Genomic DNA, 24,272 nt, shown 5'->3' with positions numbered 1-24,272 from the left:
GCTGTCCCGCAAAATAGCTGCGGAGATCACGAAATATGCCGCAGAGTATCAGGTAGATGTAATTGTGTTTGAGTATCTGGAAATGCAGGGAAAAATATCCGGAAAAAAGAAGCAAAAGCTTCATTTATGGAGAAAGCGGGATATTCAGAAACTGTGTGAACATCAGGCACATCGGAACAGAATTCGTGTGTTCAGGGTCAGTGCCCGGAACACCAGCAGGCTGGCCTGTGACGGAAGCGGAGTGGTAGTAAGAAACCAGGAGAACCATAGCCTATGTACCTTCCGGACCGGAAAACAGTATAACTGCGACCTGTCAGCATCCTATAATATCGGAGCGAGATATTTTATACGGGAACTTTTAAAACCCTTGCCGGAAACGGAAAGGTCTTCACTGGAGGCAAAAGTACCTGCAGTGAAGCGTAGAACCTCCTGTGTTTATGCAGATTTAAGAAAGCTTTATGTGGAAGTAAACAACTTAAAAGCGGCATAAACGCAGGCAGATATACAGCGGACTACCTGTAATGTGGAAACCAGCCGTATCCGGCATGGGAAAAGTGCGTATCCGCACAAATTCTAAGTTACTGGCGTATCCGCCGATATTTAGTCTTGCCGTTTAAAACGGCTGAGAAGCACGTGACTTTAGCCATGTGAGGTTCACTGTGGGATGGTTTAGATTTACGGCATATTTGGTGTCGGCGGTCAAGCGTCGCAGAAAAGATTATTTGCTCCAGCTTTATAAACGCAGCAGTATCGTACTGAAATAGTTGATCTCGCCCCGCTCGTTGTTCAGCACTTTCCGGGCTTTTTGAAATAGAATAGAACCCACCACCTTTACTGAAATTGACAACAGCCGCTCCAAACCGGAGCGGCTGCTATGCAAAGTTTTGACTGTACCAAGTATAACAGATATGGATTTACGGCGAAAGGGCAGGACTGTGCCAATGTAGAGACAATTTTGTGCCACCCATGTTTCTTTGAAACATTATAGCAGTGATTCCACCAGCTGATGGATGTCGGTAAATGGATTGACAGCAATTCCAAACGGTTTGCTGCTGTCATTTTGAAGATGGTATTCCACGGCTTTCCGGATCAGGCTGAGATAATCTGTTTCACCTCCGCTGGTGCGGCTTCCTACCACACGAATATCAATGTTTGTCTGACGGTTGCGGTAGTGTTCAAAATACTTAGGCTCAGTTTGAGAACCCTCCGTTACAATCAGAGTGACAGGCTTTATTTTTCTGCGTCGCTGTCCACGCTTTTCAATTTTTCCACGTGCCATTTTACAGCCCTCCCTTGATAAAGGGGATCGCACCATAACGGCCAATCAGATAGCCCTTCTCCACCTTAGCATCCTTGCGGATGGAAAAATCGTAAAGGGAGAACAGATCGGTAGCCGCTGTTTGCTCGTCTTTTTCGGTAAACCAAATCTGATCTCTCCTCAGTACATCCAGGTCAAGAAGATTGGTGTTGTGTGATGTGAAAATCAACTGGGCTCCATTTGGATTGAACTCCACACTGTTAAAAAGCGAGACCAGATGCTTTGTCAGAAGAGGATGCAGATGAGCGTCCATCTCGTCAGCGACAAGAAGGGTTCCTTCATCCAGCACCTTTTTTACAACACCGATCAGTTTGAAATAACTGTTGGTGCCATCAGATTCCTCTGCCATGTTCAGCGCGTAGGAAGAAGTATTTCCCTCTGTATCCTGTACCGTGTGAATGGCCTCAATATTGGTAAAGATATCATTACGCTGAGAAGGAGCGGATTCTGCATCACGCATCTGAAGGGATTGTATGCCAAAATCTGCAACACGCAGCATAGAGGCGATCACATGCCGGTAGTCATCCTCTTTGAGTTGTTCTGCTTCAAGGCCGTAGGCGTCTGCAACAGAATGTTTCGTGATGATCTGGCAGGAAGCAAACCATTCCAGAACTGGAATCACTTTGGAATAGCTCCAGTTTGATGCGACAGACAGATAGAGCTTGTTGGCCGAAGTGCGATCCTTGAGAGTGTTTTGTTCATCGACATCAACGGTAAAGCGAAAATCTTTTGTGTCTTTTCGCTCAAAAATGAGCGCCTGCCTGCCATTGGGATAGTAATACAGATATTCTTCGATAACAGCTTTGTCTGTTACAGAAAAGCCATACGCATAGCGGATGCCATTTGTGGTGAAGATGACCTCGAAGCTGCTGGGGCGAGAGGGTGTTTCCCGGTCAAACTTGAAAGGCGAACGATCAATGGTTTTGTGGAGCTGCTGGTTATGCGAAGTCAGCACATAATTTACCATGAACCAAAACGCATTCAAGACATTGGACTTTCCAGAAGCATTGGCGCCGTAAATCACAGCAGACTTCAAATGCTTTTTGTTTCCGTCCACAATCAGGTGCTCTGGATGTTCGTTATCCTTACTGGCAAGCAGGGATAACACGACATTATCTTTGATAGAGAGAAAGTTCTCTACACTAAATTGAATCAGCATAAAACAACCTCCTAAATCCTTGTTATAATATATTATATCCACATTTTTGTGAAAAATCAACGCAAATGAAAAATAAAAATCTGTATAGAGGATTTAATAGAACAGCCGTGTGGAGAGGATATGCGGGGATCTCTTCTTTCTTAGGAAGAATCGGCTCTTTGATTTCTTCCCCGGAATTTCCGTTACTGGGCACGTATGCGTGAACAGTAACAGTACTCAATTTTGGGGATTGCCTATAAGCAGGAGAAAACGGTATAATTGAGGAAGGCAGTTGGATATAAGAGGGACAAGTGGTGGAGATGAAAAATATTGTGAAGACGGAAAGAGGGGCGGTTGTCTGGGATATGGGATGATGCGGATGATCGATGCGGTGCATCGCCGTTTACATAAATAGATAGAGGAAATACGATGGAACTGAATTTAAGCGAACCGGGACAGAGCCGGTATCTGAGAGTATATGAATATTACAAAGAATTGATCGTGTCCGGTCAGATGAAGCCGGGAGCGAAGCTGCCGTCGATCCGTAAATGTTCCCTGCAGCTGCAGCTTTCGCGGACGACGGTGGAGACGGCGTATATGCTGCTGGCAGCGGATGGCTATATCATTTCGCGTCCGCAGAGCGGGTTTTATGTAACGGATGCGGTGCTGGCGGCTGCAAACCGGGAGGAAATAGAGCACGGTGTGCCGCATCAGGAGGAACGCCTGGAAATCCGGTATGATTTTGCGTCTTCGAATGTGGATCGGGAGAGCTTCCAGTTCGATTTATGGCGGCGCTATGTCAAGAGCGCCCTGCGCCAGGATGAGCGGCTGCTTTCTTACGGCGAACCGCAGGGAGAGCGGGAATTCCGGGAGGCGCTCTGTGCGTATCTGGGGCGCCACCGCAATGTGATCTGTACGCCGGACAGTATCGTAGTAGGGGCGGGTGTGCAGAGTCTCTTGCATATTTTGTGCCCGATGCTGCGGGAGCGGGACAGCGCATGGTTTTTTAATCCGTCGTTCCGGCAGGGACGCCAGATTTTTGAGGATTATGGGTTTCGGACCGGAGATATAAGAGAATATTGGGAAAATAATGATAGGAGGATTGAGTCCTCAAAAAAGGGTTTGTTCGGAATAGAAAAGCCAGATGTATGTGCAACAGAGATGAAAACAGGGTTATCCGAACAGATGTCAGAGGCAATGAGACATACAGGGAAAAGTGTTTGCTATCTGACCCCATCGCAGATGACAGTCTGGGGCGAGGTCATGCCGGTGGGCGACCGGATGAAGCTTTTAAAGGATGCGGCGCGCGAGGATATGCTGATTATTGAGGACGATTACAACAGTGAGTTCCGCTATTATAACCGCCCGACACCGTCCCTGCAGGGGCTTTCCGGCGGGCGGGGCGTCGTGTATCTGGGGACATTTTCAAGGCTGCTTCTGCCATCGATCCGCATGAGCTACATGGTCCTGCCGCCGGATCTGCTGAAGCGGTATCAGGAGCGGGGGCGTTTTTATAACCAGACGGCGTCCAAGGCAGAGCAGATTGCCCTCTGCCAGTTTATCCGGGACGGACATCTGGAAAGTCAGATCCGAAAGTCCAAGAAATTGTACGCGGCAAAGGCAAAGTGTTTGTGTGATGCGGTGCGGCGCATTTTTGGAGAAAAAGCGCGAACGCATCTGGGCGATGCCGGTTTTCTGGTTCTCATGGAGCTTGACAGCCCGCTTACATCGGCGGAAATTGCCGGGCGTGCGGCACAGGCAGGCGTCGCCGTCCGCCCGGTGGAGTCGGTCGGGAGTCTTTTGGAAAAACAGGAGCATCATTTTCAAGAGGGATATCCGAAGCTCCTGTTGTCCTGTGCCTCGATGGGGGCAGAGCGGTATGAGGAGGCGCTGGAGGTGCTGAAAGAGGTAGTGTATAAGAAAGAAAAATAGAAGATAGATATAGAAGTTAAAATGTCCGCATAAACCACAGCCAGTACCCGGAACCATCCGGGCAGTTGTGGGTATGCGGACATTTTATGCGACATTCTTACCCGTTTTTCTCCTCATGCGGCAGCCGGTTCCGGAGCAGCCGCTTTTTTAATTCACTCCAGTGAAATGGAATTAGCGGGTAAATATAACTTTTTCCGGCGATTGTCCGGTTAAAGACAAGGCAGCCGACGGCAATGAGTGTTCCGGCGATGAAGCCCCAGAGATTGAGGAAAAAGGTCAGAATCAGGAGCAGGACGCGCATGAATTTGAGTGCGTAGCCGAGTTCGAAGCTCGTCATCGAGTAGTTGGCGATCGTGACGAACGCCATATAGAGCATCGTCTCGCTGTTGAACCAGCCGGATTTGACCGAGTATTCTCCAAGCACGATACCGGCGATGACACTGAGCGGTGTCGTCAGCATGCTGGGGGTGTTGACTGCCGCGAGCCGCAGACCATCGATGGCAAATTCCAGGATCAGAAGCTGATAGATCAGCGCTACATGGATCTCGTCGGTGACACGGATAAAAGCGAGCCATTCCGGGATCCAGCCGGGATTCTGCATAAAAAGCAGCCACAGCGGTGTCAGAAATAAGGTCAGGAAAAAGATGACCGTCCGCGACAGGCGCAGATAGGTGCCGGTCAGCGGTGGAAAATAGTAGTCGTCGGCTTCCTCGATGATATCGAAAACAGAGGATGGCAGAATCATTGCGGATGGCGAATTGTCCACCAGAATGATGATATTTCCTTCCAGAATCGAGGCAGCGGAGGTATCCGGACGCTCTGAAAAACGAAATTTTGGGAACGGATTGAACCATTTGTGCGGATAAATACATTCGGCAAGGCTTTCCTGGTTCATCGAGAGGGCATCGACATGCACTTTTTGAATCCGGGTGCGGATGCGGTTTAAAAGTTCGGTGTCCACCCGGTTTTCCATGTAGCAGATGGCGATATCGGTGTGCGAACTTTCCCCAATATTCATGATTTCCATCCGCAGCTTCGGATCGCGGATGCGCCGCCGGATCAGAGCCGTATTGAACACAAGCGTTTCGACAAAACCATCGCGCGAGCCGCGCAATACCTTATCCTTTTCAGGTTCGCTGACTCCGCGGGCGGGATAGGTGCGGCAGTCTATTGTGAGTGCCTGTGCATACCCGTCGATCAGAAGAAAAGGAACACCGGAGAGAAGCTGGATAATCAGCGCGTCCGAATCCGTTTCCAGCCCGATTTCGCCGTAGGCGAGGTAGAGGGCGGCAAAATCGTTTGCATTGTCAGGCATCTGGGCGGTTTCAATGCTGCTCATCGCCTGCAGCACTTTTAAAAGCGTATCGTCCTTGGTAAAACCATCAATACAGTAGAGGCAGGCATCGCGCCCGCCGATCATCAGGTTCCGATCTACGACATCAAAACTGATGTCCGGTCGGAGCTTTTTTTGAAAAAAAGTCCGGTTATTTTCAATGGATGAAGAAATCTGCATCGTGTAAATCTCCTATCAGAGAAGCCAATATCAGTGACCGCGAAGGGACTGGAATGGGACAAAATGTTTACAGATGGAGTATGTGCGAAAAGGATAAAAATATACGAAATGAAGCAAATGGATAAAAATTCTCAAAATATGTTTTTTTAAAATTCATGACAAGCGAGGCAATATCAGGGAAAAAGGCGGAAAAATCGCTGCAAAATGAGACTTAACATGTGCTGAATGGAAAAAGAAATTTGCATGTTAGTTTTAGCAACTAAAAAACCAATGCTTTATTGAGAATAAAATTCGATTAAAAAATAGATAAAAATTCTCATTTTTAAACAGATTTAAATAATTGACAGATTTTATTGGATTAGTATATACTAACCTCCTCGGCCGCCTGAGTTAGGAATGCCTAATCCGGTGCAGAGAGTAAGATATTACAAAAGATTATATGGAGGAATATGTATGAAAGGTAAGGGAAGATCCCGGCAGGCAATTCTGGCAGCGGTGACCGTGTTAGCGGCGGCGCAGGCAGGTACTGCTTATGCTTCAACCGGACCGGCATCGGAGTCCGGAGTACAGACCGGCGCCTGGATTCAGGAAGGACAGGACTGGAAATATCAGGGAACGGACGGAACGCTCAAGACTGGATGGGTCAAGACCGAGAGCGGCTGGTATTATCTGGATCCGCAGACCGGACGGATGATGACTGGATGGATCACCGTCGATGGACGCCGGTACTATATGAACACAACTGCCGATGGTGTGGAAGGACAGATGCGCCGCGGCTGGTGGAAGGATAATGCAGGAAAATAGTATTTCTTCAGCACTGCATCTGATGGAACGGAAGGTATGACCGTGACCGGATGGCAGTGGATTGATGGAAAATGCTATTATTTTGATAACTTGAGTGCAGAAAACTATGGTCAGATGCACACCGAAGGTCGGACGCCGGACGTCTACAGCGTCAATGCGGATGGACAGTGGGGCAATGAAAATGGAGAGGTCCAGACCCGTGCGGATAGAGGTTACGCGAGCAGCCCGGCAGCAGACGGCAACGGAAGCAGCGTATCAGGAGGCGGTTCGGGGAATTCCGGCAGTTCCGGCGGCAGCCATTCGGGGGGCTCTGGAAGCAACAGTAATTCTGGAAATAACAGTAATTCTGGAAATAACAGTAATTCCGGAAATAACAGTAATTCTGGAAATAACGGTAATTCCGGGAATGACGGAAATCAGAATGGCGGAAATGCCGGAGATAACGGAAACACTGAAAATCCAGACAAGCCGCAGATGGTTTCGCTGGTAGATGAGACGAAGACAAAGCTTACCGAAGTAAATTCCTTGGGCTGGTGGCTTCCGATCGCATTTGATGAGGGATACAATGCAGGCAATACGGTCGTTAAGGTCGATGGAAAAGATGTAACCAATCTTTTAACTCCGATCACAGATGACGGACGTATGGCAAAACTGGCGCTTCTTGGCACACCGGGCAAAGTAACCGTCAGCAGCAAAGAAGATGCAGCAAAGGAAGAGACGGTGGTTCTGAGCAATGAGAGCCAGGAAGATGCTGTATATGAGGAAAACGACGGCTATCTGCCTGAGAAGATTCTGACGCATGAGCCGGTTGCTTACTGGGACTATTATCTGACCAATTACGATGAAAACGGAAATGCCCGCATTTCTCCGAAAAAGACTACGTATAACTTGAATGAAGAGAAACAGACTCATCCGAGCTATTCGCCGGATGCGGTTCTTCCAAAAAATGGAAAAGCAGCCGTTACCATTCTGTTTAACTATAATACAGATGAGGAAAAAGAGTGGTTTGACGGCATCCGCAAACTGGAACTGGTTGAATACAATGAGCAGAAGAACACAATTAATTCGAGTCTCGTATTTGACAGTGAAAAGAATGTGGCGCACGGACAGGGACGCGTTGGACAGCTGACTATCCAGACAGGACAGAGCAATTTCTACAATAATGGACGTTATTATGTGCGGGTTGTATCGTCGGCAGGCGGTTCCGCGCTCGTCCCGATTCATGTCGTCAATGAGACAGTACCGACGCTGGAGCTTAAGGAAACACCGCAGTCCGGCAAGAATCTCCATTTTGCAGTCAGCGATCTGGTATATGCAATTGAGACACCGATCGAGCGTGTGACCCTGGAAGATCCGAACGGAACAGTAAGCGACCTTAAGATGATCGATGACTGGTATCTCTACAGCCAGGATTTATTTGTTCTGTACAATGATAATACAGACCATCTGCCATACAAGGGCAATTACAAGATCACTGTATATGCAAATGGTTTCCGGTCATTCTCCAAGAGCTTCAAGGTGACAACGGGCGCAGAGCCGGTAAAAGAGAAGGAACAGACCAATGGCCAGAAAATGGCGGCATACGGATTCGACGGTATCAGCACCGCATCGACTGGTTCCAGCGGAAGTGGAAGCTCCAGCGGCAGCAGCTCAGGAAGCTCTGCAATCTCTGCAAACCTGATTTTTGATTCAGATCTGCTTGTAAATGCACATCTCCTTGAACAGACCAAGATGGAAAATGATGCGTCCAAGGCAGTGATGGAGTGGTGGTACAATGCGATTCCGGATGCAGTCTTTGATACTGGAGATGATGATTTCTTCAGATGGACAGACTACGTAAATAAGAGCGAGAATCAGAAATACGAAGAGAACAGAATGCTTCCGTTTGCAGATTACCGTGAAAATGGAGCACTGGATCCGAACCATCCGGCAACGGCAAAAGAGGTTCTCGAAGATGGTCTGCTCGGCGATATCCAGTACAATGGAAACTTCTCCCGTCAGGATGCACCGGCGATTACAGTTGTACAGAACAAAGAGGGCGATCCGGTAGTCCTGCGGACAGAGGATACAGAGTATATCGAAGCGGTTCAGAGTATCGTTGTCAACGGAAACTGGCAGGCACTCAGCAAGGATAAATATTCCATCGACAAAGAAGCTGGCACCATTACCATTAATGCGGATGTATTCAAGGCTGGTGAGGAGTACAAGCTGACCGTTGATGCAACGGGATATAAGAGCCAGAGTATTGCATTTACATATAATAAGGTGCTGGAGAGTGATCTGGCGCTGAAGGTTGATTATGCGGATGCTAAAAATGCATTTTCAGCAAAGAAGACAGTAGATGGAAAGAAAACATACTACTTTGCAGATGCTGAATTTACCGTTGAGGGCAGCGAGGGAGATTTCTTGAAGAACCTGAAATCTGTTACTCTGCTTTCTGATGAGGAGGATGCTGTTGAGAGAAATATCTACAAGAAAGGCGTGTCCAGCAGCAACGAGGTTTACTATGAAGTATCCGGGGATGGCAAGAAGCTGATTCTCCATCAGGTTCAGCCGGGAAGCTATAAGCTGACTCTTCGTTCGAATTATTACACAGAGGCCCTGAGATGTGAATTTGTGGTTGAAAAGGAAGAGGAAGAAATTAAGGAAGAGATGGCAGCTCCAGAAGTAGTGGAGTTCAGCAAACATAAAGCCAGCTGGTCATTTGATCCAGATTTTGGCCGTGCTTCTTTTAAGGCTTCAAAGGGAACGAGTGTAAAAGATTACTTGGCTAAGATTACATCCGTGAAAGTTGGAAATAAAGAGTATACGAAAGCAACTTACAGCCTTAGTTCGTATAACCCTACATGGAAGATGACAGATGCAGATGATCCATATAACAATGTACAGGAGTTTGATTGCATCGATTTCACTTTAGACGGTTTCAGCACCGAAGAAAGCACCGACGTAACGATCCAGGCAGAAGGATACGAAGAGCTTACCTTTACAGTTACAAAGGATATGAAGTTAGCGGGTGACGAAGAGAAACTGCTTCCAGCACCGAAGCTGACAGGCAACACTACGGTTGATGAGGGAGAACCGCTGGTTCTGACTGGTGATGAAGAGTATCTGAAAGCAATTAAGTCTGTAAAAGTAACTGGCAATGATGAGGAGGAAGATGTTGCACTTGAATTTGCAGTAAATGGTACAACATTGACAATTCAGACAAGCGCACTGGATAGTGGTCTGAATGAGGTTGTGATCGAAGCAAAAGGTTACAAGAATCAGTCGATCACGGTTACAGTTGAGAGCCAGAAAGCAGATACAGAAATTGAGGTTTCCAGTGTTGTAAAAGAGAGTAGTTGGACAGGAGATTATTTACTGATTCGCTTCAATGGAGTTGAGGGAGAAAAGTTAAAAACCTTCTTAAAGGAGATTGATTCGGTTGCGGTAAATGGAACAGAGTATAGCAAGGCATCCGTTTCCTCGTTCCTTGGAAGTGGGGAGTTTGCACCGCATGCAACGGATACATCTTATAGCAATGATAATTATGATTGTTTAAAGGTTTCAGCGTCCGGATTGAGTGAAGAAGAGGATAATGAAATTCTTATCTACACTAAGAATAACGGAACGATTGAGTGCAAACTTGATAAAAACTGGAAATTAATCAAGGAATCCAAAACGCTTCTTGCCGACGAAGTCCTCCCAAGCGAGATCGTCACCACCCCAACCGAGGGAGTAACCACACCGGAGCAAACACCGGCAGAGCCGAAGACGAATGACGAAAACAAGGCAGATGTACCGGATGGCGATAAGAAGAACGAGACAGACGATGCGAACAAGGCACCGGAAGTAGACGAGGACAAGAAAGAGGATTCGGACGAGTCCAAGGATACTTCGGATGAGAAGAAAGACGAAACTTCAGATAAAGGCGATGCTGACAAGGATGATTCGAAAGATGAATCCGGCGAAACTGGTGACGATTCCAAGAAGAATGAAACGGACGAATCTAAGGACAATGATTCCAGGAAGGATGAGACCGGTGGCGTAAAAGATGATACTTCTGATAAGGAAGAATCCGACGGCGGTAAAGGCGATGCTTCTGAGAAAGAAGAGTCTGTTTCCGAAGAAGAGTAGTTGTATTTAAAGGAGTAAAAATTGAAACAGAAGTGGTGGATTTTATTAACCCTGCTGCTGTGTGGCTGCGGTGTTTCATCGCAGCCGGATCAAACGGGGGCGGTCCAGAATGACCGTCCTCGTTTATCTGCGTCTACGGAAGAGACGGCAGAAAATGTGGCAGTAGTAGAAAAAAACGAAAATTTAGAGAAAAATCCCTCAAATTCGAACCAGAATCCGGGAGAAGGGCAGAACTGGACGGTGTTTGCGATGGATACTGTGATGCAGTTTGACGCCTACGGCGGAAGCACGGATTTGCAGGAAAAAGTGAAAAGGCGGGTGGAAGAGCTGGAAGGGGAGTTTTCGACAACGCAGGAAAACAGCGATATTTTCTATCTAAATCAGGAGAAAACAGCGAAACTTTCCGAAGATACGCGTTATCTGATGCAGGAGGCGCTGGTGCTGGGAGCAGAAACAGATGGTGCGCTCGATATTTCGATTTATCCGGTTGTGCAAAGCTGGGGATTTACAACGGGAAATTACCGGGTCCCCAGTGAGAGCGAGCGGGAAAGCCTGCTTAAATCGGTCGATTATCGTCTGGTCGGTTTAGAAGCAGATACGGCATCGATCGAGCCAGGAATGATGGTGGATCTAGGCGGTGTCGGAAAAGGATTTACCGGAGATGAGGTGGTAAAGACTATGAAGGAGGATGGCGTGACGAGTGCACTGTTCAGTCTTGGAGGCAATATCCAGACGATCGGAACAAAACCGGATGGCGAGAAATGGTATGTCGGTATCAAGGATCCGGAGAGCGACGGCTATCTGGGCGGAGTCAGGGTGCAGGATGAGGCGGTCATTACCTCCGGCGGCTATGAGCGCTATTTCACGGATGATGACGGAACAATTTACTGGCATATCATGGATCCGTCCACTGGGACGCCGGCGCAGAGCGGGCTGATTTCTGTGACAATCATCGGACCGTGCGGACTGCGCTGCGATGGGCTTTCGACCGCCCTGTTTGTCATGGGACGGGAAAAGGCAGCAGCACATTGGGCGGCGCATCAGGACTATGAGGCAGTCCTGGTTGACGAGAGCGGCACGATCTGGCTGACGCCGGGCTTAAAAGACCGATTTATTCCGGTGGATCAGGGGGAGACGCGGGAGATTCGGATATTGTGATTCTGGAACAGATCTAGTATAATGAGCAGAGAAAAGTGCATGCGAGTCAGATTTACAATTTATAACGAAGAGGTCGAAAATACCGTGAATGATAGATTGAAAAAGAAGCTTCTTTGCTTTGAGCGCGCTCTCTCCACATTGGAAGGATACGAGGGATGGATGATAGGCACAACTACACTTCATCTGGACTGGCAGCCCAAACAGGGGGAGAATGAGTTTTGCCATACCAAATTAACTCCAGAAATCATCAAAAAAGGCCGTTCGGCAATCCGGGTCCGCATAGCGGCAGCGGAGGAGGAAAAGGAACGGGAAAATGAGGAGATGGAAGTGCTGCTGGTAAAACCGCGCCAGAGCGTCCTTGTCCCGGAAAAAGAGAAAATGCCGCTCATGAAAGCAATTACGGAACTGGGAAGTGAGGATGATGATACGCTGGCATTTAGCCGCAGCCAGATGGAAGAATATCTTCGGGAGGCGGCAGATACCAATCCGATCCATCAGGGAGAAGCGGCAGTTCTGCCGGGGTTTCTTGTTATGAATGCCTGCCTGCTTCGTCTGTGGAAGAAGGGCTGGATGAAGGGACAGACCGCTCTGGAAGTACGTTTTCTTGCCCCACTTTGTCCTGATGAGGAGGTATATCTGTCGGATTCGGGGCAGGAGGGAAGAAACGCGGTGTATCTGAGAACGAAGCAAGAGGGAAAGGAAATTCTTTCGATTACAGAAAAATAGGGATGCCGATGATAAAGTGGGTGCAGAGGAGCTATGGGTGCATATGTAAACCATTTATAAAAACAAGGTTGACAATCCACTGAAATTCCGATATACTCTTTTCTAGCAAAGATTCTCTGTGTGTGATTCATAGGAAAATGCATTACACGGCTTAGAATTTTATCACTGAGGAGGTATATATAATGAGTTCAGAGACAAGTGCAGTGAACGTACACGGCGCATGGAGCGCGAAGCGGCTTACACTTTTGGCGATGATGCTGGCTCTTATCAGTGTGTCTTCGTATATTGCGATTCCGCTTCCGTTTTCGGATGCAAAGATCACAGCGCAGACGATGATTGTCAACCTGATCGGTCTGCTGATTGCACCACAGGATACCATTTTAGTTATGGCGAGCTGGCTGCTGTTAGGCTTATGCGGCGTGCCGGTATTCAGCGGCGGAAGCGCAGGACCGGGAAAACTGCTTGGACCGAGCGGCGGTTACTATATCGGATTTCTGGTTGTAGCGTTTCTGATTTCCCTGTTCTGCCGGAAATGGAAAAATGTTGCATTCCAGACAGCGTTCCTGATTGTAGTTGGTATTCCGGTGATTTACGCATTCGGTGCAGGCTGGATGAAACACGTGACCGGACAGCCGTGGGGTGCAGTTATCGTGCAGTCGATAATTCCGTTTATTCCGCTGGACATCGTTAAGTGTGTGGCAGCGGTAGCACTTGGAAAGGCGCTGAAGCGGACGGGCTTATTTGGAAATTAGATAGAAAATAAAGATGGGATGTGGTAGTGAACAGAATCAGCCTTTTAGTGCAGAAATGCAGCCAGGAGGCATGAGGAGTCCGTTGCCGCATCCCTTTAATTTTAATTAGGAATAGAAGAAAAACAGGAGAAAAGTATGAATCACGTATATATTCTGGGCGGTTTGCGCAGTTACATCGGGGTGAAAGATGGAATGTACCGTCATATCCCGGCGGAAAAGCTGGGGGCGGAGGTGCTGCGGGAGGTGGTTTCGCGATTTGAGCTTCCAACCGATGCGATCGACTATATAATAGGAGGAAATGCGGTCGGGGGAGGCGGCAATATCACGCGTCTGGCGGCACTTTCGGCAGGGTTTCCAGAGCGGATTCCGGCGGTTACTTTGGATCTGCAGTGCGGGTCGGCGCTGGAGGCGATCAGCGCGGCAGCAGCCAAGATTGAGAGCGGGATGGCGGATCTGGTCATTGCCGGGGGAATGGAGAGTTCTTCGGTACAGCCGTACCGCATGATGTCCCCGAACCATCCGGAGTATGACGGTGGAAAGGTGTATACGGTTGCACAGTTTGTGCCGGGAAAGCGCGGCGAGCAGGTTATGTTAGAGGGCGCGGAGGAGACTGCGATCCGGGAAAATGTCTCTAAGGAAGAGATGGACACCTGGGTGCTCCGGAGCCATAAGAGGGCGGCGCAGGCGCGCAAAGAGGGAATATTGGAGGATATAACGGTTTCCATCGACGGCAGCAGCCGGGATGAGGGAATCCGTCCGACAATGAGCCAGCGTCTGATCGACCGCCTGCCGTATCTGCTTCCAAATGGCACGAAAATCACGGCGGCAAATGCGTGCCTGATGCACGATGGCGCGGCATTTGTGGTACTTTGTTCGGAACGGTTTTTGCGGGAACAGGGACGGAAAGCAGAATGCCGTTTCCGGTTTGGTACAGCGATCGGGGATGATCCGATGATGAGCCCAAAATCAGCCGTCAGCGCTGCTAAGGCGATACTTGCAAAAACGGGGCATTCTTATCAGGAGATCGATGCTTTTGAGGTCAATGAAGCGTTTGCCGTTATTGATGTTCTATTTGAACGTGCATTTCCGGGGATTGAAGACCGTTATAATATCTGGGGCGGGGCACTTGCCTATGGGCATCCATATGGAGTCTCCGGCGCAATGATTCTGCTGCATCTGATGAAAGCACTGGAACATAAAAATGGGCATTTGGGAATGTGCTGCGTGGCAGCCGCCGGAGGGATCGGAAGCAGTATTCTGGTGGAGAAAGTAATGAAGTAGATGAAGACAGTGCTTGAATGATATAAAAAGTAAATGTGGTAAATTTAAAAGCTCAAATTGGTAAAAAGTTCTATATAAAAATAAGTAAGAGACAGGAATTAATCATGAAAGAAATACAGACACAACGTATAAATACATATCTGGATGCGCTCCGGGCATACCCGCCAGAGTGGGAAGCCCTGATCACGGAGAAAGAGCGCTATACGTTCGGGGAGCTCATCGAGGCGGCAGAACGTGTAAGGAAACATCCGAAAGAGATAGAAGAAAAACAGGGAAAACGTCACATCCACTGGATCCAGGAACCGACGATCGCGCATCAGCTCATTCAGTTTCTGGCATATGGAGACGGAAATACGGTTCCGGTGATTGCACCGTCCGATGTAAAAATTTCCGATGAATTGCGTGACGTGACACCTCCGGAAGGGGCATATATGGGTGTGATGACGTCGGGAACCTCCGGTCGTCAGAAAGTATTGTTCCGCTCCTTTGAAAGCTGGCACGATTTTTTTAAGCTTCAGAATAAAATTTTCAAAATGGGAGAGGGAAGCATTACGTTTATGCAGGGGAGCCTGGCGTTTACGGGCAACCTGAACCTTTATATGGCGCAGCTTGCGTCCGGCGGAAGCGTCGTTGCGGCGGATTCCTTTGATCCGCGCCTCTGGAAGCGGATGATCGAGGCAGAACAGGCGACCAGCGTCTATCTGATTCCGGTCAAGCTGCGGGCGCTGCGGCGTATCTATGAGCGGGAACAGGCGGTCAATTACCGGATTATTTCTTTTGTCAGCGGCTCCCAGAGTATGGGCGGTGCGGAGGCAGTGCAGTTTAAAAAGGCATTTCCCGAAGCGGAGATTACATTGTATTATGGCGCCAGCGAGCTGAACTATATTACCTATATCCATGGAAGTGAGATGAAAGAAGATACGACGCTGGTTGGCCGTGCATTTCCAGAGGTGGATGTCTGGATTGAAAATGACCATTTTCATGTAAAAACGCGGTATGGAATCCTTGGAATTGGAAATGACGCGGTGATTGGGGACTGCGGTCACACAGATGCAGAGGGACTCTTCTATTTTGATGGGAGGGATGATGATATCTGCAACATAAATGGGAGAAAAGTGTCATCCCTCCGGGTCGAAGAGGCGGTGCGGACATTTCCGGGAGTGGCAGAGACGGCAGTGAAGGCAGTCCATGAGCATGGGCGCGATTATCTGAAAGTGTGGATTGTGTGGGAGAAAGAAGCTGAAAGGGAAGAAATTGCCGGAAGTGACAGCGAAAAAAGTGGTTGTATCAATATGGCAATTCGGGAATTTTTGGCAGAAAGACTGGCAGATTATGAGATTCCACGCGAATTTGTCTTTCTAAAGGAGTTTCCAAAGACTGAAAGTGGAAAGATTCGTAAAAAAGAACTGTGAAAAATGCTTTTTCTTGTCAAAAAAGAAAATTGCTTATTGTGCAAAATGACAAAAGTGACGTTGACAAAATTGGAAAAGGGTGGTATATTCCCGTCTTTGACAGTAATGTTTGGAAAAACACCGCAGAAAGGCTTATTCTATATAGCTTTTCCGGCGGTGCTTTTTCGTTTTGTGATAAATTCATAGTCTGTTTCAATCCGGGCCTGTTCTTTTGCCCAAGCCATAACGTCATCTCTTGTAGGATCGTGTTCAACCAGCAATTCTTTTAAGGTGCCAAGTTTTCGAATAGTCCTGGAAGTAGATTTTCCATTGGCATCAATGTAGGATTGCTTTTTATTTAGATATAGTTTATATTGTTATATAAAGAGTTATATCATTCATGTTATTAGGAACAGGGAGAAAGAAAATGTTAAATAGTAGTGCCGCAGTGCCGCTGTATGTCCAATTAAAAGAAAAAATTGAACAAAAAATAAGTGATGGTGAATATAAACCAGGAGAAAAGCTGCAAACGGAAGGTGAAATGGCAAAATCGTTTGGAGTCAGTATTATTACAGTTCGAAAAGCAGTCAGCGAATTGGTGGAAAAAGGACTTGTAGAAAAAAAACAGGGAAAAGGAACATTTGTCTGCCAGCGCAAAGTAACTAAAGATATGAAAAAATTGCAGAGTTTTTCGGAAATGTGTGCTCATATGGGAATGAAGGCCGGAGGACGTATGCTTGAAAACAGGCTGGAACTGGCGAGTGAAAAGATAGCCCGGCTTTTGAATGTGGAAAAAGGCAGCCAGGTTATCTATATATCCAGAGTCCGCTATGCGGATGGTATGCCGATGGCGATTGAGCGTAACTATTTTCCACTTAAATATGCATTTCTTCTGGAAGAACGATTTGATGACAATTCATTGTTTACATTTTTGAAGGAACACTCTCATACAGCAGTGGCAATTTCAGAAAAATGGATTGAACTTTGCAAGGCGACAGCAGCGGAAGCAGAGCTTTTGCAGATGGCGAAAGGAACTTCGATGCTTTTTATCAAAAGTGTGGCATATACGGCTGAGAAGGAACCCATTTATGTAGGGCATCAGGTGTTTAATGGAGAAAAATGCTCATTTTATGTCTGTGAATCTACAATAGGAATCGAGTAAATTAATTGAAAAGAAAAGGCTGATTCAGGTTAGGAAGCAAGAAAAATTTGCGCTAACAGGAGTCAGCCTTTTCTTTTTATCAGGAACATGGAAACGGAGATGATAGAAATTCCATTACCGGGCACGTATGCGTGAACAGTACCTAGAAAAAAGTGATGTAAAAAAATGCAGAAATCACTTGACAAAATACATACATAAGTATAATATGATATCATAACATTATATAATGATATATAATCAATCCAAAGGAGATGAAAAAATGCGGGTCATTGGAATTGGGGACAATGTGTGCGACAAATATGAACATCTCAGGCTTATGTTTCCGGGAGGTCAGGCTGCAAACTTTGCGGTTTATGCAGGGATGCTGGGGGCAGAGTCAGCTTATATGGGAGTGTTCGGGCGGGATGAGGTTGCAGAACATGTGATAGCAACACTCGATGAGCTGCAGGTAGAACACAGTCGGTGCCGTCAGTATGAAGGAGAAAATGGTTATGCGAGGGTTACGCTGGTAGACGGAGACCGTGTCTTTCTCGGAAGCAACAAAGGCGGCGTATTAAAAGAAAATCCGTTAAATCTGGACGTGGAAGATCTGGAGTATATTAAAACATTTGATCATGTGCACACGACCAATAATAGCTATTTTGATGAACAGCTTCCTAAACTGGCAGAACAGGGAATCTCTGTATCGTATGATTTTTCGGGTCAGTGGGTCGATGAAGAACGAGTAAAAAAGGTTGCTCCGTATATTACGTATGCGTTTCTTTCATGTGGTTCCGTTTCGAGAGAGGATGCGGAAGAAATTTGTAAGAAAATGTTTCGTGCTGGATGCCCAATGGTAATTGCAACAAGAGGAAGCTATGGAGCAGTTCTATTTGATGGAACGCAGTTTTATGAGCAGCCGCCGCATCTGGTTGAAGCAGTAGATACGCTGGGAGCAGGGGATTCATTTGCAACGGCATTTCTGCTTTCGTTTCTGGAGAGCCGGAAAAAGTATGGCATACAGATGAAAGAAAGCATTTATGAAAAAGAGATAAGGAAAGCACTGGAAGCAGGGGCAGAGTTTTCTTCGAAAACCTGTATGGTTCAGGGGGCTTTTGGACATGGAAAGTCATTTTGACAAATAATTGATACAAAAAAAGAAAAGGAGATCAGAAAGATGGAAAAATCAGTAAAAGAAATTGTAGCAGAGATCAAAGAAAAGATGGACAAACTGGGTGGATTAAAGCATGTGTATTTTGTAGCTTGCGGCGGATCTAAGGCAGCTATTTTCCCAGGGCTGTACCTTCTTCAGAGTGAGGCAAAAACTTTTAGCGCTACTACATATACCAGCAATGAATTTGTTCATGCAACACCAAAAGAACTGGATGAGCGGTGCGTCGCAGTTATTTGTTCATTAAAGGCAACGCCTGAGACCGTGGAGGCAGTAAAAACAGCCAATGCTGCAGGTGCAGTGACAATCGCTATGACAGGAAATATGCAGACAGGTATGGCAAAAGTTGGACAGTATATTGTGACATATTCAAATGGAGATGATCAGGTATATAGTGATTCTAACCAGGCGAACTCCCTTCGGATTGGTTTTGAGCTGTTAAAACAGTTTGAAAACTGGGAGAATTATGACAAGGCGATGGAAGCATACCGTTACATTGATGAAATTATAGAAGAAGGCAAGAAAAATGTTTTGGCGGATGCAAAAGCCTGGGCAGAAAAATATAAAGATGAACCTGTATTTTACGTGCTGGCATCTGGTTCAAACTATGGAGTTGCATATTCCATGTGCTGCTGTCATTTCATGGAGATGCAGTGGAAGCATGCTGTGTGCCTGCATACGGGTGAGTACTTCCATGGTCCATTTGAAACAACGGATAAGAAGCTTCCGATGATCCTTCTGATGAGTGAGGGAAGAACCCGCGCATTGGATGAACGCTGCTTAAAATTCCTGCGCACTTATGCGGAAAATTATATTGTAATTGATTTTGAAAAATTAAATGGCGGTAAAATCGATAAGAGCGTCGTAGAATTCTTTAATCCGGTTGTTATGATTCCGATTGAGAGATACTATGTTTCCCAGATGGCGGAAGTGCGTGGTCATTCTATGGATGAAAGACGTTATATGTGGAAAGTGGAATACTAAAGATCCTCCAATTAAATATTTTCTTAGACAGACAGCGAGGCCTGACCGTATGGAGCAGACTTCGCTGTTTTGTCCATACGGACAAGTTAATTTAGAGTGAGCATAGTGTAAGTAAAAAATCAGAACGTTTGGCATCAAAGAATTGCTGAAAAAGATAACAGACAAGTGAAAAAAATTGTGAAAATTGATATGGATGTGTGTGATGAAAAAGAAAACGTAATAAAAATATGATAGGAAGAGAGGCTGACCCCCTAAAAAAAATATGTAAAATGACAAATTAGCATTGACAATATAATGATATATGATGTATTATAATGACATGATATGAAAAAATTCGCTTGAAACCTGCAGGAACAAGAAGAATTTGAAAAGAAGGTAGGAGGAAATGTCATGAAAGCAGATGTGTTTGAGTATGAAGGGGAAGGTATTCAGTGTGTATATGACAATAAAAAATGGGTCGTATGTATTAAAAACTGGAAGCCTAATAATGATATTGAGAAGATTCAGTATCTGGAAGTGCATCACGCAACCGATGAGCAGTTTATTCTGGTTCAGGGAAAAGCAGTTCTTTTGACGGCGTCCCGCGAGAATGATGCATTTAAGATTGATGTAATTCCGATGGAGCCAAATAAAGTTTACAATGTTTTGCAGGGAACATGGTTTAATACGATCACACAGAAGGATACAAAGCTGATATATGTGCAGGATGCGGGGACGACAACAGAAAACAGCGAATACTGTGATATGACAGAAGTGGAATTGAGTATGGTTAGGGAAAAAGCAAAAAAAGCATTGCAGTAGCATCATAAAAAAGAAATGAGGAGGACAAAAGATGGAGTTTAATGCGTATTCCATGTTGGTGGATTTCATGTGGGCAGGTATTTTCCTGTTTGTGGCGAAAATGCTGAGGGAAAAAATCAAGATTCTGCAGAGCCTGTTTGTTCCGGTCAGTCTGCTGGCTGGATTTATCGGGCTTGCGTTAGGACAGAATGGTTTTGGAATTATCAGTTTTTCTTCACAGTTTGGTTCTTATGCAGGTCTGCTGATTATTGCAGTATTTGTATCAATTGGGCTGAGGGGCTTTAATTTTTCAGCTGGTGGCTGGAAAACAAATTTTGATCGGATTGGCAGCTACTACTGCTTCCGCAATATTGGCTGGGCGTTTCAGTATGCAATGCCGATTATTTTTGCAATGGTAGTCCTGAAAATAGTTGCTCCTGATTTAAATCCGGCATTTGGAATGTTGATTCCTGCAGGCTTTCAGGGAGGTCATGGTACAGCAGCAGCACTTGGCGCGACACTCGGCACACTTGGATGGGAAGATGCAACGGATCTGGCGATGACAAGTGCAACGGTGGGTATTTTAACCGGTATTTTTGGTGGAATTATTTTGATCAAACTTGGAACAAAAAGAAACTATACCAAGTTTGTAAAAGATTTCAGCCAGCTTCCTAACGATATGCGCACGGGACTCATTGAAGAAGGAAAACGCCCGGTATTAGGCGAAGAAACCGTTTCACCGATGGCAATTGATCCGCTGGCATGGCATCTTCTTCTGATTCTGATTCCAACCGGTATTGGATATCTTTTAACAAATGTAATTCAGGGAGCAACCGGACTTGGCGTTCCGAGCTTCTCTGTCGGCTTCCTGGTAGCAATTGTATTTCATTTTGTATTAAAAGGAATAAAAGCCGATAAATATGTAGATAACCGCATCATTTCCCGTATGGGAAGCTGTGCAACTGATTTCCTTGTATTTTTCGGTGTGGCATCAATTAAGATTCCGGTTGTTATTGAGTACGCAGTTCCGTTTGGCCTGCTGATGTTATTTGGAATTGTCTGGGTTGTATTCCACTTTACAGTGATTGCGCCGAGACTCTTAAAACAGGAGTGGTTTGAGAGAGGCATCTATGTATATGGTTACTCGACCGGTGTAACAGCAATCGGCATGGCGCTTTTAAGAATTGTAGATCCGGAGAACAAGAGCTGTACACTGGATGATGCAGCAATTGTAACACCGATTGAGTCAATTATTGAAATTTTTGCATTAGCGGCAGTTCCGGTTGCCTGTGTTCAGGGAAACTGGATTGCAGCTGTAACACCAATTTTGATTTACCTGGCAGCGCTTTGCATTGTCCCGGTTGTATTCAAATGGTGGCATAAACATCCAGGTAAAGCATGGGATGAAAGTGAGTCTTAGGGAAAGACAAAAGATGTAAATATAATCTATAAATAAGCGGGCACTGTGAAATCTGATAGAGCGAAGTTTTTTGCAGTGCCTTTGTGTATAGAGAGGAGGAACAACTGGATGATAAAGATAAGGCGGGAACAGATTGCAGGAATGAATATGCACTATAAATACAGAACTTTGGATTATTTCTTTAAAACGCAGCAGGCTCTCGGAATAAAAAATATAGAGTTTTGGTGTGCAAGACCGCATTTCCTGCTAGATGATTATGGGTTTGAGGATGCGGCTGAATTAAAAAAGAATGCAGCAGATTATGGATTGACAATCGGAGCTTTTTCACCGGAGTGTACGATTTATAATTATGCACTTTGCTGTCATGACGAGACGGCAAGAAAGCATTCAATCGGATATTTTGAAAATGGAATCCGTGCAGCGGCAGAAGCTGGTGCGAAAGTGATGGTACTCAATTGCTGCGGCGGTGCAAGAAATGAAGATCCGAGACGTATTTTTGAACGTGCGGTTCAAACCTTGCGTCGGCTTTCAAAAACTGCTGCGGAAGAGGGGGTTATTCTTGCAGTGGAAACAGTACGGCCAGAAGACGCAACGGTTATTAATATGCTTCCAGAACTAAAAAAACTTTTGGAGTCGGTTAATGAGCCGCAGATACAGGCTGCCCTGAATTTGACGAGTGCTGGAGTGGCAGGAGAGTCGATGAAAGACTGGTTTGAAGCATTTGGAGACAAAATATACCATATCCGTTTTGTGGATGGACGTCCGCAGGGATGCCTTGCATGGGGAGATGGTTTGAGACCGTTAGAGGATCAATTGATTTGTCTGGATCAGTACAAATATAAAGGATTGCTAAGCCTGGCACTGAATGATGCACGCTACCTGGAGGATCCGGCTGCAGCCGATCGGCAGAATATGCGTGAATTGGAACCGTTTATAATGGATTAATGGAGTAATTGTATGAGGAGGAAGCGAAAATGAAAATAGTTGATTTTGATAAACTTTCGGTATTGAATCTTCATTATTGCCAATATACGTTGGATTATTTCCTGGATTGTATGCAGGAACTGGGAATCAAAAATGTAGAATTGCTGGGAGGACATCAAGGACTTTGGCTGGATCCAAAGGAATATCAGGATCCAGAGCCAGTCCGTAAAAAATTACAGGAACACGGTTTGAAGTGTCCGGTATTTACACCACAGAATTGCCGGTTTGGTTACCAATTTGGTGTAAAAGAACCAGAACTGAGAGAAAAAACATTTGGATTTTTTGCAAATGGGATACGTCTGGGGGCTGCGCTGGGGGCAGAGAAGATAGAAGCAAATTCCGGATGGGGTTACTGGGATGAAGCGGAGGAGGATGGATTGAAACGGGCAGCTGAGATGCATCAGAGACTTTGTGAGGTCGCAGAGGAAAATGGCGTGACAATTGTGGCAGAGTCTTTACGGCCGCAGGAATCAAGAATTGGGTATAGTTTGCGGCAAATGAAACAGTTATTTGATTTAGTCGATCATCCGCGCTTTAAAGTTATGATTGATTTGACAGCAATGTCGGTTTCTGGTGAAACGATTCAGCAGTGGTTTGATGTTTTTGGAAAGGAAAACATTGTACATTCACATTTTCAGGATTGTGATCCCTATGGGCATTACATCTGGGGTGAAGGGAAGAGAAACTTAAGAAAAGATTTAGAGGACATGGTAAAAAATGGATATGAGGGATATTTTACGCAGGAACTGACAGCACCGGCGTATTACCTGGATCCATTTCGTTATGACAAAAGAAATGTGCAGAATTTGAGAATGTACATGGAATAGAGGAGAGAAAGAATATGTGGACAGATGAATTATTTCATGTAAAAAAACCGATCATTGCACTGTTGCATTTGCGGGCGCTGCCGGGGGATCCTCTGTATGAAAAAGATGCAACGATGGGAGAGGTAATTAAAAATGCAGCCAGAGAGCTTCAGGCGCTCCAGGAGGGAGGAGTAGATGGAATTTTGATTGCCAATGAATTCAGCCTTCCGTATGAAAAAAAGGTTTCCTACGTAACTGTGGCAGCGATGGGACGGATTGTGGGAGAATTAAAAAAAGAGATAAAAGTTCCATTTGGTGTCAATATTGTTTCTAATCCATTGGCGACGATCGATTTGGCAGCAGCAGTCGAGGCAGATTTTGTAAGAAGTACATTTACGGGTGCCTATATAGGTGAAAATGGAATTACAGATACGAATATTCCAGAAGTCTTGCGTAGAAAAAAAGCACTTGGACTAGATAAAATGAAATTGCTATATAAGGTAAATCCAGAGTCGGATGTATATCTAGCAGAGAGAAGTCTGGAAAAAATAACAAAATCCATGATTTTTCATTGCTTTCCAGATGGTCTGTGTGTTTCTGGAAGTAGTGCTGGTCAGGAAACGGATTCAAGTTTGGTACGCAGGGTCAAGGCAGTTTCTGGATTTGTTCCTGTTTTCTGTAATACAGGGTGTACGAAGGAAAATGTGGTTGAAAAACTTAATGAATGTGATGGCGCTTGTGTAGGGACTGCTTTTAAGAAAGATGGTAAATTTGAGAACTTTGTTGAAAAACAGAGAGTCATGGAGTTTATGGATGTGGTTAAGGCATATCGCTGTACAATGAAAGAAGGCGTATAG

At 45.8% G+C, this 24,272-nt stretch carries 20 protein-coding genes; 17 read left to right on the top strand and 3 right to left on the bottom strand.

Annotation, left to right across the window (positions count from 1 at the left end):
- On the top strand, positions 1–490 hold a 490-nt coding region (locus DW720_RS14270), incomplete at its 5' end, for an IS200/IS605 family accessory protein TnpB-related protein (RefSeq protein WP_243099735.1).
- Positions 491–982: 492 nt separating this feature from the next.
- On the opposite strand, the gene DW720_RS14260 is transcribed toward DW720_RS14270, so the two are convergent.
- Positions 983–1,279, bottom strand: coding sequence for an RloB domain-containing protein (locus tag DW720_RS14260; RefSeq protein WP_107001666.1), 297 nt, complete (start codon positions 1,277–1,279; stop codon positions 983–985).
- Between the two features lies 1 nt (position 1,280).
- Positions 1,281–2,477, bottom strand: coding sequence for an ATP-binding protein (locus DW720_RS14255; RefSeq protein ID WP_118743091.1), 1,197 nt, complete (start codon positions 2,475–2,477; stop codon positions 1,281–1,283).
- Between the two features lie 408 nt (positions 2,478–2,885).
- Here DW720_RS14255 and DW720_RS14250 point away from each other — a divergent pair, with 408 nt between their 5' ends.
- The gene (locus DW720_RS14250; RefSeq protein WP_118749767.1) at positions 2,886–4,388 is read left to right on the top strand and encodes a PLP-dependent aminotransferase family protein; all 1,503 of its coding nucleotides are present in this window, start codon (positions 2,886–2,888) and stop codon (positions 4,386–4,388) included.
- Positions 4,389–4,485: 97 nt separating this feature from the next.
- Here DW720_RS14250 and DW720_RS14245 read toward each other — a convergent pair whose 3' ends face one another.
- Complete coding sequence (locus DW720_RS14245) at positions 4,486–5,901, bottom strand: spore germination protein (protein WP_022360194.1); 1,416 nt, start codon at positions 5,899–5,901, stop codon at positions 4,486–4,488.
- A gap of 453 nt (positions 5,902–6,354) precedes the next feature.
- Here DW720_RS14245 and DW720_RS14240 point away from each other — a divergent pair, with 453 nt between their 5' ends.
- From DW720_RS14240 to DW720_RS14170, 15 genes are all read left to right on the top strand, one after another.
- Positions 6,355–6,705 carry a hypothetical protein gene (locus DW720_RS14240; RefSeq protein ID WP_182436557.1) on the top strand — a complete coding sequence of 117 codons (351 nt, stop codon included), beginning with the start codon at positions 6,355–6,357 and terminating at the stop codon, positions 6,703–6,705.
- A 42-nt stretch (positions 6,706–6,747) separates the two neighbouring features.
- Positions 6,748–10,821, top strand: a complete 4,074-nt coding sequence (locus DW720_RS14235) for a hemoblobin-interacting domain-containing protein (protein WP_147355518.1) — start codon at positions 6,748–6,750, stop codon at positions 10,819–10,821.
- A gap of 21 nt (positions 10,822–10,842) precedes the next feature.
- Positions 10,843–11,979 (top strand): FAD:protein FMN transferase, encoded by a 1,137-nt coding sequence (locus DW720_RS14230; RefSeq protein ID WP_243099734.1) that lies wholly within the window; start codon positions 10,843–10,845, stop codon positions 11,977–11,979.
- Positions 11,980–12,063: 84 nt separating this feature from the next.
- A complete protein-coding gene (locus DW720_RS14225) occupies positions 12,064–12,705 on the top strand; it encodes a hypothetical protein (RefSeq protein ID WP_147355517.1) in 642 nt (213 codons plus the stop codon).
- 182 nt (positions 12,706–12,887) lie between these two features.
- Positions 12,888–13,457 (top strand): biotin transporter BioY, encoded by a 570-nt coding sequence (locus DW720_RS14220; protein WP_022360190.1) that lies wholly within the window; start codon positions 12,888–12,890, stop codon positions 13,455–13,457.
- Between the two features lie 135 nt (positions 13,458–13,592).
- The gene (locus DW720_RS14215; protein ID WP_107001661.1) at positions 13,593–14,738 is read left to right on the top strand and encodes an acetyl-CoA C-acyltransferase; all 1,146 of its coding nucleotides are present in this window, start codon (positions 13,593–13,595) and stop codon (positions 14,736–14,738) included.
- Positions 14,739–14,842: 104 nt separating this feature from the next.
- Positions 14,843–16,150 (top strand): AMP-binding protein, encoded by a 1,308-nt coding sequence (locus tag DW720_RS14210; protein ID WP_118749764.1) that lies wholly within the window; start codon positions 14,843–14,845, stop codon positions 16,148–16,150.
- Positions 16,151–16,529: 379 nt separating this feature from the next.
- Positions 16,530–17,291, top strand: coding sequence for a GntR family transcriptional regulator (locus tag DW720_RS14205; RefSeq protein WP_347560727.1), 762 nt, complete (start codon positions 16,530–16,532; stop codon positions 17,289–17,291).
- A 259-nt stretch (positions 17,292–17,550) separates the two neighbouring features.
- Positions 17,551–18,408, top strand: coding sequence for a fructoselysine 6-kinase (locus DW720_RS14200; RefSeq protein WP_107001658.1), 858 nt, complete (start codon positions 17,551–17,553; stop codon positions 18,406–18,408).
- A gap of 39 nt (positions 18,409–18,447) precedes the next feature.
- Positions 18,448–19,425 (top strand): SIS domain-containing protein, encoded by a 978-nt coding sequence (locus DW720_RS14195; RefSeq protein WP_118523858.1) that lies wholly within the window; start codon positions 18,448–18,450, stop codon positions 19,423–19,425.
- 390 nt (positions 19,426–19,815) lie between these two features.
- A complete protein-coding gene (locus DW720_RS14190; RefSeq protein ID WP_022360184.1) occupies positions 19,816–20,226 on the top strand; it encodes a hypothetical protein in 411 nt (136 codons plus the stop codon).
- A 31-nt stretch (positions 20,227–20,257) separates the two neighbouring features.
- Positions 20,258–21,625, top strand: coding sequence for a sodium:glutamate symporter (locus tag DW720_RS14185; protein ID WP_107001656.1), 1,368 nt, complete (start codon positions 20,258–20,260; stop codon positions 21,623–21,625).
- Positions 21,626–21,733: 108 nt separating this feature from the next.
- Complete coding sequence (locus DW720_RS14180) at positions 21,734–22,570, top strand: sugar phosphate isomerase/epimerase family protein (RefSeq protein WP_022360182.1); 837 nt, start codon at positions 21,734–21,736, stop codon at positions 22,568–22,570.
- A gap of 29 nt (positions 22,571–22,599) precedes the next feature.
- The gene (locus DW720_RS14175) at positions 22,600–23,436 is read left to right on the top strand and encodes a sugar phosphate isomerase/epimerase family protein (protein ID WP_107001654.1); all 837 of its coding nucleotides are present in this window, start codon (positions 22,600–22,602) and stop codon (positions 23,434–23,436) included.
- Between the two features lie 14 nt (positions 23,437–23,450).
- Complete coding sequence (locus tag DW720_RS14170; protein WP_118743087.1) at positions 23,451–24,272, top strand: BtpA/SgcQ family protein; 822 nt, start codon at positions 23,451–23,453, stop codon at positions 24,270–24,272.

This window comes from Clostridium sp. AM27-28 (assembly GCF_003480955.1).
In the GTDB taxonomy this organism is placed as follows: Bacteria; Bacillota; Clostridia; order Lachnospirales; family Lachnospiraceae; genus Otoolea; species Otoolea fessa.
This window is presented reverse-complemented; position numbering and strand designations above follow the sequence as displayed.